Origin of the sequence: Mesorhizobium sp. M0139 (assembly GCF_040322455.1) — a bacterium.
Taxonomy (GTDB): Bacteria; Pseudomonadota; Alphaproteobacteria; order Rhizobiales; family Rhizobiaceae; genus Mesorhizobium.
Map to the genome: position 1 here is coordinate 21,235 of NZ_JAMYTN010000017.1, position 11,440 is coordinate 32,674.

General features: G+C 63.7%; 13 protein-coding genes. 10 read left to right on the top strand and 3 right to left on the bottom strand.

The annotated features are described in order from the left end of the window. Positions 1-13: 13 nt before the first annotated feature. On the bottom strand, positions 14-268 hold the full coding sequence (locus NKJ58_RS25480; protein WP_023685405.1) for a DUF1344 domain-containing protein: 255 nt from the start codon (positions 266-268) through the stop codon (positions 14-16). Between the two features lie 183 nt (positions 269-451). Between NKJ58_RS25480 and aroC the strand changes: the two genes are divergently transcribed. Both aroC and ribB read left to right on the top strand, forming a co-directional pair. Further along, positions 452-1,567 carry a chorismate synthase gene (aroC, locus tag NKJ58_RS25485; RefSeq protein ID WP_023749360.1) on the top strand — a complete coding sequence of 372 codons (1,116 nt, stop codon included), beginning with the start codon at positions 452-454 and terminating at the stop codon, positions 1,565-1,567. A gap of 74 nt (positions 1,568-1,641) precedes the next feature. Continuing rightward, entirely contained in the window at positions 1,642-2,742 is a 1,101-nt protein-coding gene (gene ribB, locus NKJ58_RS25490; RefSeq protein ID WP_023738482.1) for a 3,4-dihydroxy-2-butanone-4-phosphate synthase, read from the top strand. 319 nt (positions 2,743-3,061) lie between these two features. Here the strand turns inward: ribB and NKJ58_RS25495 are convergent, their stop codons facing one another. Then, positions 3,062-4,282, bottom strand: coding sequence for an MFS transporter (locus NKJ58_RS25495; protein ID WP_023830291.1), 1,221 nt, complete (start codon positions 4,280-4,282; stop codon positions 3,062-3,064). A gap of 118 nt (positions 4,283-4,400) precedes the next feature. Here NKJ58_RS25495 and NKJ58_RS25500 point away from each other — a divergent pair, with 118 nt between their 5' ends. From NKJ58_RS25500 to NKJ58_RS25535, 8 genes are all read left to right on the top strand, one after another. Next, the gene (locus NKJ58_RS25500) at positions 4,401-5,009 is read left to right on the top strand and encodes a TetR/AcrR family transcriptional regulator (protein ID WP_023668436.1); all 609 of its coding nucleotides are present in this window, start codon (positions 4,401-4,403) and stop codon (positions 5,007-5,009) included. Between the two features lie 94 nt (positions 5,010-5,103). Next, on the top strand, positions 5,104-6,087 hold the full coding sequence (locus tag NKJ58_RS25505; protein ID WP_352854087.1) for a hypothetical protein: 984 nt from the start codon (positions 5,104-5,106) through the stop codon (positions 6,085-6,087). Between the two features lie 71 nt (positions 6,088-6,158). Further along, a complete protein-coding gene (locus NKJ58_RS25510; protein WP_023685412.1) occupies positions 6,159-7,085 on the top strand; it encodes a histone deacetylase family protein in 927 nt (308 codons plus the stop codon). A gap of 3 nt (positions 7,086-7,088) precedes the next feature. Next, positions 7,089-7,340 carry an exodeoxyribonuclease VII small subunit gene (locus NKJ58_RS25515; protein ID WP_023668433.1) on the top strand — a complete coding sequence of 84 codons (252 nt, stop codon included), beginning with the start codon at positions 7,089-7,091 and terminating at the stop codon, positions 7,338-7,340. Between the two features lie 38 nt (positions 7,341-7,378). Beyond that, the gene (locus tag NKJ58_RS25520; RefSeq protein WP_023668432.1) at positions 7,379-7,645 is read left to right on the top strand and encodes a DUF2277 domain-containing protein; all 267 of its coding nucleotides are present in this window, start codon (positions 7,379-7,381) and stop codon (positions 7,643-7,645) included. A gap of 10 nt (positions 7,646-7,655) precedes the next feature. Further along, on the top strand, positions 7,656-8,576 hold the full coding sequence (locus NKJ58_RS25525) for a pirin family protein (RefSeq protein ID WP_023687141.1): 921 nt from the start codon (positions 7,656-7,658) through the stop codon (positions 8,574-8,576). A gap of 101 nt (positions 8,577-8,677) precedes the next feature. Continuing rightward, complete coding sequence (gene dxs, locus NKJ58_RS25530) at positions 8,678-10,591, top strand: 1-deoxy-D-xylulose-5-phosphate synthase (protein ID WP_023702019.1); 1,914 nt, start codon at positions 8,678-8,680, stop codon at positions 10,589-10,591. Between the two features lie 145 nt (positions 10,592-10,736). Continuing rightward, on the top strand, positions 10,737-11,021 hold the full coding sequence (locus NKJ58_RS25535) for a hypothetical protein (protein WP_023668429.1): 285 nt from the start codon (positions 10,737-10,739) through the stop codon (positions 11,019-11,021). Here NKJ58_RS25535 and NKJ58_RS25540 read toward each other — a convergent pair. Further along, positions 11,018-11,419: a GFA family protein gene (locus tag NKJ58_RS25540; protein ID WP_023668428.1), complete on the bottom strand. Its 402-nt coding sequence runs from the start codon at positions 11,417-11,419 to the stop codon at positions 11,018-11,020. The genes NKJ58_RS25535 and NKJ58_RS25540 overlap by 4 nt on opposite strands. Between the last annotated feature and the right edge of the window lie 21 nt (positions 11,420-11,440).

The window sequence follows — 11,440 nt, forward strand, 5'->3', positions numbered from 1 at the left end:
TGCGATGTCGGTGTTACTCGGTGTCGGGCAGTTCCATGTCGGTGACGACGTTCTCGCCATTCGTCACGTCATAGGCAATGACGATATCCATGCCCGGTTTCAGCGAATCGAGATCGGTCTCGGCGTTGAGCTTGAAGGACTTGCCGTCCTCCAGCGTCAGCGTCAGCGCGTCCTTGTCGACCTTCTTGATCAGGCCTTCGGTCTGGCCGGCATAGGCGGCGGTGGAAATCAGCAACATGGCGGCAGCAGCGCCAATCAGGGTACGCATCGTCGTCCTCTTTGTCATTGCGCCTGCACGGATGGCGGCGAGCTTTCAACGGGCGGATGGAAGAGAGCAGAAACCAACCGAATGTGTCAAAACTAAAACCGCCGGATCACAGTTTGACCGCTGTGGAAAACGCCAATAGAACGCACCTTTGATCCGGTCCGCTGCCGGGCAGGGCTAAAATTCATGTCTCACAACACGTTCGGCCATCTCTTCCGCGTCACCACCTGGGGCGAAAGCCATGGCCCGTCGCTCGGCTGTGTCGTCGATGGCTGCCCGCCCGGCATCCGCTTCACACGGGCCGAAATCCAGGCCGAACTCGACAAGCGCCGCCCCGGCCAGTCACGTTTTGTGACGCAGCGCCGCGAACCGGACGAGGTGAAGGTGCTGTCCGGCTTCATCCTCGACGAGGACGGCGAGTCGATGATCACCACCGGCACGCCCGTCTCGATGCTGATCGAGAATATCGACCAGCGCTCCAAGGACTATGGCGAGATCGCCCGCCAGTACCGCCCCGGCCATGCGGACTACACCTATGACGTCAAATACGGCCTGCGCGACCATCGCGGCGGCGGCCGTTCTTCGGCCCGTGAGACCGCCGCTCGCGTGGCGGCCGGCGCCTTGGCGCGCAAGGTGGTGCCCGGCATGGTGGTGCGCGGCGCGCTGGTCTCGATGGGCGAGAAATCCATCGACCGCGCCAACTGGAACTGGAATTTTATCGGTGACGCCGAAAACCCGTTCTTCACCCCCGATCCGGCGTCCGTTCCCGTCTTCATGCAATACCTCGACGGCATCCGCAAATCCGGCTCCTCGGTCGGCGCGGTGATCGAGATCGTCGCCGACGGCGTGCCCGCCGGACTTGGCGCGCCGATCTACGCCAAGCTCGACCAGGACATCGCGTCCGGCCTGATGTCGATCAACGCCGTCAAGGGCGTCGAGATCGGCAACGGTTTCGAAGCCGCCCGCATCACCGGCGAACAGAATGCCGACGAGATGCGCATCGGCAATGACGGCAAGCCGGTCTTCCTGTCCAACAATGCCGGCGGCATTCTGGGCGGCATCTCGACCGGCCAGGCGATCGTCGCCCGCTTCGCCGTCAAGCCGACCTCGTCGATCCTGACGCCGCGAAAATCCATCGACAAGGACGGCAACGACGTCGACGTCATGACCAAGGGCCGCCACGACCCCTGCGTCGGCATCCGCGCCGTGCCGATCGGCGAAGCCATGGTTGCCTGCGTCATCGCCGACCATTATCTGCGGCACCGGGGACAGACAGGCCGGGGATTAGGCAGTAGGGATTAGGCAATAGGCCAGCCCATCCTTCCTTCCCTAACTCCTACTGCCCAACCCCTATTCCCTGCGAGCGAAGCGAGCCAATGCCATACGATCAGAAGAAAATCGTCGAAGCCATCCGCGCCTTCGAGCGCGGCGAGATCGTCGTCGTCATGGACGATGACGGGCGTGAGAACGAGGGCGACCTGATCGTTGCCGCCGTGCATTGCAGCCCGGAGAAAATGGCCTTCATCATCCGTCACACCTCCGGCATCGTCTGCACGCCGATGCCGCGCGAGGAGGCCAAGCGGCTCAATCTGCAGCCGATGGTCGCCGACAATGATTCCGCCCACACCACGGCCTTTACCGTCAGCGTCGATTTCAAGCATGGCACCACCACCGGCATTTCGGCCGAGGACCGCACGCTGACCGTGCGCAACCTGGCCAACGGCAATGTCGGCGGTTCGGATTTCGTCCGGCCCGGCCACATCTTCCCGCTGATCGCTAGGGAAGGCGGCGTGCTGATGCGCTCGGGCCATACCGAAGCCGCGGTTGACTTGTGCAAACTTGCCGGCCTGCCGCCGGTTGGCGTGATCTCGGAGTTGGTCAATGACGACGGCACCGTCAAGCGCGGCCCGCAGGTGGCGAACTTTGCCGAGGAACACGGCCTCAAGCAGGTCTCGGTCGCCGACCTCATCGCCTACCGGCAGCGCAAGGAAACGCTGGTCGAACGCGTCGCCTGCTCCGAAATCGACACACTCGGCGGCAAGGCGCAGGTCTTCACCTACACGCTGCCTTGGGATTCCATGCACCATGTCGCGGTCGTTTTCGGCGACATCCGTGACGGCGAGGACGTCCCGGTGCGGCTGCATTCCGAGGATGTGGTGACCGACGTGTTCGGCACCAGCCACCGGCTCGACGCCATTATGAAGGCGATGGGCGAACGCAAGCGCGGCGTCATCGTTTACCTCCGAGAGGGTTCGGTCGGCGTCGCCCATCAGGAGCGCAACCGGCCGATGAGTGCCGACCGTGAGGACCACGAAGAGGCCCGCCGCCGTGAGAACGAGTGGCGAGAAATCGGCCTCGGCGCGCAGATTCTCAAGGATCTCGGCATTTCCTCGATCAACCTGATCGCCTCGCGCGAGCGCCACTATGTCGGGCTTGAAGGCTTTGGGATTCACATCGCGAAAACTGAGATTATCTAGTTTCTCAGGTGGATGGCGCGTCGGAAGGATTGCGCGGGCAGGTCACATGCGTTTGTGATTGGCCGAAGCCTTTCCGCGGTCGTCATCCTATGGCGAAGCAAGGAGCGAAGCGACGCGGCGCAGACACAGGACCCATGCCGCGACTTCGACGCGTTGCAACGGTGCAGAATTCTGCTCCGCTGCACCCTTCGGTCAAGGTAACGGAATGGGTCCTCGGGTCTGCGCTTCGCTTCGCGTCGCTCCGTGATGACGACGCCAGAGGCCTCACCTAATTCCGAACGTTTGCGGTGGTCTCCAAAGCGAACGTCAGGCCGCGTCCTTACGCGGGAACGGCGGCCGCGTCGCATCCGTCCAGCTCGCATGTGTGGGTGGCCAGGCTGCGCTGGCCCAGCAACACCGTGACCAATGCGATGACGCCGGCCGCCACCGAGACCCAGAACCCGTTCCTGGCGCCGAACTCATCCACCACCGCGCCGGCGGCAAACGAACCCAGCGCCATGCCGATGCCGATGCCGGTCATCACCCAGGTGATGCCTTCGGTCAGCATCGCTTCCGGCACGTGGCGTTCGATCAGGCCGAAGGCGGTGATGAAGGTTGGCGAGATCGCCACGCCGCTGATGAAAACGGTCAGCGCCAGCAGCGGCACCGTGTCGGCGGTGAGCGGCAGCAATGTGCCGAGCGCAACGAGGGCGACCGCGAGGGCCAACTGGCGCTGCAGCGGCGCTTTCAGGTTGAGCGCACCGACGACGAGGCCGAGCACGAACGATCCCAGCGCATAGACGCCGATGACGAGGCTGGCGGCGCCCGGCTGGCCGAGTTCCTTGGTGATCGCCACCGTGCTCACTTCCGTCGTCGCGAAGGTGGCGCCGACGAAGATCAGGGCGAAGGTGATGATCTGCACCGGCCTGAGCCGGATTGCCGAGCCGCTCGAGACATGATTCACCGGCCGCACTTGTGGTTCGGTCGAACGCTGCAGGATGAAGGCTGCCGAGCCAAGGGCGAGGAATAGCGTGCTGACCAGGACACCGGCTTCCGGGAACAGAGCGGCACTCAAGCCCACCGACAGCGATGCGCCTGCAATGTAGACGAGTTCGTCCGCCGCCGATTCGAAGGCGAATGCGGTGTTCATCTGCGGCCGGCCGCGAAAAATCTCGGTCCAGCGCGCGCGCACCATCGCCGGCATGCTGGGCATGGCGGCGGCCGCCAGTGCCGACACAAACAGCGTCCACACCGGCCAGTCCTGATTGGCTGCGGCAATCAGCACCGCGAAGGCGAGCACGGTGAGGATGGTGGTCGGAATCACGATCCGCGTCTGGCCGAGGCGATCGACCAGCCGTGATATCTGCGGCGCCACGAAAGCGTTGCTCAGCGCGAACGTCGCCGAGACAGCTCCCGCCAGCCAGTATTCGCCACGCGTCTGCGAGAGCATGGCCACGATGCCGATCGGCGCCATGGCGATCGGCAGCCGCGCGAGGAAGCCCGCGGCGGCAAACCCCTTGGCTCCAGGGGCACGAAAGATTTCCGAGTATGGGTTTTGCATGGCTGGTTCCTCGACAAAGGCCAATTCGACAATTACATACGATGCGTATGAATATAGGTAGTCCATACGCCGCGTATGTCAATTGGCATACGAAGCGTATGTGAATGAGGCCAGAACCATGCACAGACCCCGCAAGGAGATGATTGCCGAAACGCGCGCCAAGCTGATCACGGCGGCCCGCAGTGCCTTCGGGACGATCGGCTATGCCGAGGCGTCCATGGATGATTTCACCGCATCAGCCGGGCTGACGCGCGGAGCGCTTTACCATCATTTCGGTGACAAGAAGGGCCTGCTGCAGGCCGTCATCGCCGAAATCGACGGCGAGATGGCGGTTCGCATCAATGAGATCGCGTCGAAAGCGCCGAACCGTTGGCAGCGTTTCGTCGACGAATGCACGGCCTATATCAAGATGGCGCTGGAGCCGGAAATCCAGCGCATCATGTTTCGCGACGGTCCGGCTGTGCTCGGCGATCCGGCGCAATGGCCGAACGCCAATGCCTGCGTCGGCTCGATGACTGATCATCTGACCGCTTTGCAACAGGAGGGGGTGGTCGTCCCCGGCGTCGACCCCGAAACCGCCGCACGGCTGATCAACGGCGCCAGCAGCCAGGCGGCGCAGCGCATCGCCAATTCGAACGATCCCGAAGCCACGTCGAAGACCGTGGTGGCGGCCTTCCAGCAACTGCTCGAAGGCTTGCTCAAAAAGCAGGGTTCGCATCCGGCCTGAAATCTCACGAGCCGATCCCCGGCGTTTGCCGAGTTTGACAATTTTCGGCCCAGGTTCATCCTCGCCGTCCATCTCTGAGGGGAGATTCGGGCGCATGTGGGATTTCGAAATCGGCAGGTCGGTGTCCATCATGATCAGGACATGGCCTTTCATTGCCCTTCGCATGATCGTCTATTTCGGCATCACGCTCGCCTATATCGTGGCGACCGGCAGCGGCGCCTCCGTCGGCTATGGCGTCGGCCACATCTCCACCGATCCCGACGGGCCGCTGTCCTTTGCGCTCTGGGGCGGCATCGTCGGCATCGGCGTCCTTTCGATCGCGCTGTACTGGATCCGCGAATACATCCTCTATGTCGTCAAGGCCGGCCATATCGCCGTCATGGTCCATCTGATCGATGGCCGCGAGATTCCCAATGGCCAGGACCAGATCGCCTACGCCAAGGGTGTGGTGAAGGAACGTTTCGCCGAGGCCAACATCCTTTTCGTGGTCGACCAGCTGGTCAAGGGCGCCATCCGCGCCATCACCGGCCTGATCGGCGGCATCGCCGCCTTCCTGCCCATTCCGGGCCTCGGCGGCCTGGTCGCTTTCATCAATACGGTCATCCGCCTGTCGCTGACCTATGTTGACGAGATCATCCTCGGCTACAACATCCGTATCAACTCGTCGTCGCCCTTCGAAACCGCCCGGCAAGGCGTCGTGCTCTATGCCCAGAACGGCAAGACCATGGTCAAGAACGCCGTCTGGCTGGCGGTCATCATGTGGGGTGTGTCCTTCGTCATCTTCCTTTTGATGCTGGCGCCGGCCGCCGCCATCATGTGGTTCATTCCGGGGCAGCTCGGCGGCTGGGCCTTCGTGCTCGCCATCCTCCTTGCCTGGGCCTTCAAGGCGGCCTTCATCGAACCCTTCGCCATAGCCTGCCTGATGCAGGTCTATTTCAAGACCATCGAAGGCCAGGTGCCGAACGCCGAATGGGACCAGCGGCTGGCCGAGGCGTCGTCCAAGTTCAGGGAACTCAGGGACAAGGCGGTGGCTTCCTTCGGCGGCTCGCGCTGGACGCAGCCCGCGCCCGGGGTGTAATCCCTGTTGAACGTCGGGGCGGTGAGGCGTCAAACCATGGTCAAAGCGGCCGGGCGCGCCTATATCGGGTCATGGTCACCAGGCTCTACACCCATCCGATCTTCCTCGAACATCTGACGCCCCCCGGTCATCCGGAGCGGCCGGACCGCTTGCGCGCTATCGAGCGCGTGCTCGACGACGAGGCCTTCACCGCACTCGATCGGGTAACGGCGCCGCAAGGCGACGAGGCCACAATCCTCTACGCCCACCCCGAGGATTTCGTCGCCCGCGTCCGCGCCGCGATCCCTGAAAGCGGCATTGCCTCGATCGACGCCGACACCAGCGCCAGCCCGAAAAGCTGGCAGGCGGTGGTCACTGCCATCGGTGCGGCCAACGCCGCCGTCGACGATGTTTTCGAGGGCAGCGTTGCCAATGCCTTCGTCGCCGCGCGTCCGCCCGGCCATCATGCCGAAAAGACCACGGCCATGGGCTTTTGCCTGTTCAACACCGCGGCGATCGCGGCCCGCTACGCGCAGAAGAAACACGGCGCCGAGCGTGTCGCCATCGTCGACTGGGACGTGCATCACGGCAATGGCACGCAGGACATTTTCTGGGACGATCCCTCGGTGCTCTATTGTTCGACGCACCAGATGCCGCTCTATCCCGGCACCGGGGCTAAAAACGAAACCGGCGCCGGCAACATCGTCAACGCGCCGCTGGCGCCGCAGACCGGCTCGGACATGTTTCGCGATGCCTTGCTGTCGCGCGTCCTTCCGGCACTCGACAATTTCGCGCCCGATCTGATCATCATTTCCGCAGGCTTCGACGCTCACCATCGCGACCCGCTGGCCGAGATCAACCTCAGCGAGGACGATTTCGACTGGGCGACAGGCCAGTTGCTGGAACGCGCCGGGCGCCACAGCGGCAACCGGCTCGTCAGCCTGCTTGAGGGCGGCTACGATCTGCAGGGACTGGCATTTTCGGTCGCCGCCCATGTCGGGCGGCTGATGAAGGGATAAAGTATGGCTGGCGAAGCAAATGAAGACGTGAAGGCGATGAGCTTCGAGCAGGCACTCGACGCGCTGGAAAAGATCGTCGATGATCTGGAACGCGGCGACGTGCCGCTCGACCAGTCGATCAAGATCTATGAGCGCGGCGAGGCGCTGAAGGCCCATTGCGACCGGCTGCTGAAGGCGGCCGAAGACAAGGTCGAGAAGATCAGGCTGTCGCGTGATGGCAAACCGGTGGGAACGGAGCCGCTCGACGCGGAGTAGTGGAATGGGGCGGGCATAAAGCAGATAGGAGTTCAAGCATGTGCAGAAACATCAAGACCCTGTTCAATTTCGAGCCGCCGGCGACCCATGACGAGATCCGCGACGCCGCCCTTCAATTCGTGCGCAAACTGAGCGGAACGACGCGCCCCTCGCAGCGCAACCAGGCAGCCTTCGACCGTGCCGTCGAGGCGATCGCCGAATCGGCGCATGAATTGCTGCATTCGCTGGAAACCACGCATCATCCGCGCAATCGTGAAGAGGTGGCGGCCAAGGCAAAAGCCAAATCGGCGCTCCGCTTCGCCTGAGGACATCCAGATGAGTTTCTTCCCCGGCAAGGACCCTGAGCCTGGCGATGCCTTCGCCAGCGACCAGATCGAGCTCATGGTCATTCCAAACGCCAAGGACATTGGCGGCTTCCAGGTTCGTCGCGCTCTGCCGACGGCAAAGCGGCGGCTGGTCGGTCCCTTCATCTTCTTCGACCGCATGGGGCCGGCGATCTTGCGCGCCGGCCAGGCGATGGATGTGCGCCCGCACCCGCATATCGGGCTTTCCACCGTCACCTATCTGTTCGACGGCAATATCAGGCACCGCGATTCGCTCGGCACCGAGATGGTCATCCAGCCCGGCGACGTGAATTTGATGACCGCCGGCCGCGGCATTGTCCATTCCGAGCGCACGCCCGAAGAACTGCGCGGCGCGCCGATGTCGGTCTCCGGCCTGCAGACATGGCTGGCTTTGCCCGACGGCAAGGAGGAAGTGGCGCCGGTGTTCGAGAACACGGCCGCGCTCCTTCTGCCCGAGATCGACGCCGAAGGTGTTTCCGGCCGCGTGGTGATCGGCGATTTCCAGGGACTGCGCTCGCCGGTAAGAGCCGACACCGAGACGCTCTACGCCGATCTGAGGCTGGCGCCCGGCGCCAGCGTCAAAATTCCCGCCGACGCCGAGGAACGCGCCATCTACACGCTGGACGGCGATGTCTCGGTTTCGGGCGACCGTTTTCCGGCCGAACGGCTTTTGGTGTTCCGGCCTGGTGACGAGATCGTCGTGTCGTCCGAGCGCGGCGCCCATTTCATGCTCTTCGGGGGCGCTTCGCTCGGCTCTCCGCGCCACATCTGGTGGAACTTCGTCTCGTCGTCGAAGGAACGCATCGAACAGGCCAAGCAGGAATGGAAGACGGGCCGCTTCGATATCGTTCCTGGAGATGAGGAAGAGTTCATTCCGTTACCGGACAATTAACGTCAGCATCACCCGCGTCACTGACACGCATTTACATTCCGGCGACGCAGGCATATTTCGCCATGATCGACGCGCATTATAGCTGAGCAGGCCCTTTAACAGTGAACGCAACGCTGCATACGCCGCTTCTCGACAAGGTCCGCATTCCAGCCGACCTGAAGAAGCTTGACGAAAGCGAGCTGCCGCAGCTGGCCTCGGAGCTGCGCGCCGAGCTGATCGATGCCGTCTCGCATACGGGCGGGCATCTCGGCGCCGGCCTCGGTGTCGTCGAACTGACGGTGGCGCTGCACTATGTCTTCAACACGCCGGAAGACCGCGTGATCTGGGATGTCGGCCACCAGGCCTATCCACACAAGATCCTGACCGGCCGCCGCGACCGCATCCGAACGCTCAGGCAAGAAGGCGGCCTGTCCGGCTTCACCCGTCGCGCCGAGAGCGAATACGACCCGTTCGGCGCCGCGCACTCTTCGACCTCCATTTCCGCCGGCCTCGGCATGGCCATGGCGCGCGACCTCTCGGGCGGCCACAACAATGTCATTGCCGTCATCGGCGACGGCGCCATGTCCGCCGGCATGGCCTATGAAGCCATGAACAATGCCGGCGCGCTTGATGCCCGGCTGATCGTCATCCTCAACGACAACGACATGTCTATCGCGCCGCCGACCGGCGCCATGAGCGCCTATCTGGCGCGGCTCGCGTCGGGCAAGACCTATCTTGGCCTGCGCGATTTCGGCAAGAAGCTGACCTCCTATCTCGGCAAGCGCGCCGACCGCGCCATCAAGCGGGCGGTCGAGCATGCGCGCGGCTACGTCACCGGCGGCACGCTGTTCGAGGAGCTTGGCTTCTACCATATCGGCCCGATCGACGGCCACAATCTCGAGCATCTGATCCCGGTGCTGAAGAACGTCCGCGACCATGCCGACGGCCCGGTGCTGATCCATGTCGTGACCCAGAAGGGCAAGGGCTACGCGCCGGCCGAGGCCGCGGCCGACAAATATCACGGCGTCAACAAGTTCGACGTCATCACCGGCGCGCAGACCAAGGCCCCGGCCAATGCGCCGGCCTACACCAAGGTGTTCGCCGAGAGCCTGGTCCAGGAGGCCCGCCTGGACGACCGCATCGTCGCCGTCACCGCCGCCATGCCGAACGGCACCGGCCTCGATTTGTTCGGCGAAGCGTTTCCGACCCGGACCTTCGATGTCGGCATTGCCGAGCAACATGCCGTGACCTTCGCCGCCGGCCTCGCCAGCGAGGGCTACAAGCCCTTCGCCGCCATCTATTCGACCTTCCTGCAGCGCGCCTACGATCAGGTCGTCCATGATGTGGCGATCCAGAAACTGCCGGTGCGTTTCCCGATCGACCGCGCCGGTTTCGTCGGCGCCGACGGCGCCACTCATTGCGGCGCCTTCGACACCACCTTCCTGGCGACGCTGCCGGGCTTCGTGGTGATGGCGGCCGCCGACGAGGCGGAGCTTCGCCACATGGTGCGCACCGCCGGCTATTATGACGAAGGCCCGATCGCCTTCCGCTATCCGCGCGGCAATGGCGTCGGCGTCGACATGCCGGAGCGCGGCTCGGTGCTCGAAATTGGCAAGGGCCGCATCGTCAGGGAAGGCACCAAGGTGGCGCTTCTGTCCTTTGGCACCCGGCTGCAGGATTGCCTGCTGGCGGCCGAGGAACTCGGCGCGGCCGGATTGTCGACAACGGTTGCGGACGCCCGTTTCGCCAAGCCGCTCGACGAGGATTTGATCCGCCGTCTTGCCCGCTCGCACGAAGTGCTGGTGACGGTGGAAGAGGGCGCTGTCGGCGGTTTCGCCAGCCACGTGCTGCAGTTCCTCGCCCATGAAGGCTTGCTGGAAAGCGGTCTGAAAGTTCGGCCGCTGGTGCTGCCAGACGAGTTCACCGACCACGCCAAGCCGGAAAAAATGTATGCCGATGCCGGGCTCGACGCGGCCGGCATCGTGCGCACCGTGTTCGTCGCGCTCGGCCATTCCGCGCGCGCGCAGCGCGCCTGAATCAAACCTCACGCAGCTGAAGCAGTTGCCTGTGCAAGCTTAACACTTTGTTAACGCTTCTCTTTGGCGTTTCGCTTACCGTCTCTTTTGGCCGTTTTTCAACGCCGCCCTGCTAGAACTGCCTCTAGGCAGGGAGTTAAAAACAATGCGAACGCTTCTGTGCGGCGCGGCCCTTTTGGCCGTCATCGCCGCGCCGGCCATGGCCGAGACGCGCTATGACCGCAAGCTCGAACAGGCGGTGGCAGGCATCGTCGCCCGCAAGATGGGCGATATCAGGGGCGCTTTTTCCTACAAGCAGGTGCCGCAGCTTGTCGTCGTGCCGGACGCACCAGTCGTTGCTGTCGAGCGCCCGCGCAAGCAGGCTTCAGATGACGGAAGCGACGGCCTGATGCCGGCCGTTGAACGGCAGGTCTCACGGACGATCTTCTAAAACCACATATCGCGCACGCAGCGCCCATCGCGCGGCAGGTCGTCATAAGTGTCCAGCCCGTCGAAATGGTCGATCGGCAGGTCGGCGACCGCCTCAGGCGGTGCCAGCCTGACATTGACGGCGATACGCGTGCGGCTGCTGTCGCTGCGGCGCAAACCGCGCCAGGCAAGCACACAGGCACATGTCGGGCAAAACAGGATTTCCAGCGACGGCGTCTCCTTGCCGGCGCGGGTGTAGGACTGCACAGGCCCCGCAAGCCGGATACGCTCGTCGACAAAGTCATAGGCCCAGAGCGTGCCATAGCGGCGGCAAAGCGTGCAATTGCAGGCCGTGATCGGGCCGGGATCGCCTTCCAGCGTCCAGTGGGCGGCGCCGCAATGGCAGGTTCCCGTCAGCATTCGTCTTCCTCCGCATTGCCT

Bases quoted from the DNA above. Each gene is read 5' to 3' on its own strand.
- NKJ58_RS25480 (WP_023685405.1), bottom strand. From the start codon at position 268: ATGCGTACCCTGATTGGCGCTGCTGCCGCCATGTTGCTGATTTCCACC.
- aroC (WP_023749360.1), top strand. From the start codon at position 452: ATGTCTCACAACACGTTCGGCCATCTCTTCCGCGTCACCACCTGGGGC.
- ribB (WP_023738482.1), top strand. From the start codon at position 1,642: ATGCCATACGATCAGAAGAAAATCGTCGAAGCCATCCGCGCCTTCGAG.
- NKJ58_RS25495 (WP_023830291.1), bottom strand. From the start codon at position 4,282: ATGCAAAACCCATACTCGGAAATCTTTCGTGCCCCTGGAGCCAAGGGG.
- NKJ58_RS25500 (WP_023668436.1), top strand. From the start codon at position 4,401: ATGCACAGACCCCGCAAGGAGATGATTGCCGAAACGCGCGCCAAGCTG.
- NKJ58_RS25505 (WP_352854087.1), top strand. From the start codon at position 5,104: ATGTGGGATTTCGAAATCGGCAGGTCGGTGTCCATCATGATCAGGACA.
- NKJ58_RS25510 (WP_023685412.1), top strand. From the start codon at position 6,159: ATGGTCACCAGGCTCTACACCCATCCGATCTTCCTCGAACATCTGACG.
- NKJ58_RS25515 (WP_023668433.1), top strand. From the start codon at position 7,089: ATGGCTGGCGAAGCAAATGAAGACGTGAAGGCGATGAGCTTCGAGCAG.
- NKJ58_RS25520 (WP_023668432.1), top strand. From the start codon at position 7,379: ATGTGCAGAAACATCAAGACCCTGTTCAATTTCGAGCCGCCGGCGACC.
- NKJ58_RS25525 (WP_023687141.1), top strand. From the start codon at position 7,656: ATGAGTTTCTTCCCCGGCAAGGACCCTGAGCCTGGCGATGCCTTCGCC.
- NKJ58_RS25535 (WP_023668429.1), top strand. From the start codon at position 10,737: ATGCGAACGCTTCTGTGCGGCGCGGCCCTTTTGGCCGTCATCGCCGCG.
- NKJ58_RS25540 (WP_023668428.1), bottom strand. From the start codon at position 11,419: ATGCTGACGGGAACCTGCCATTGCGGCGCCGCCCACTGGACGCTGGAA.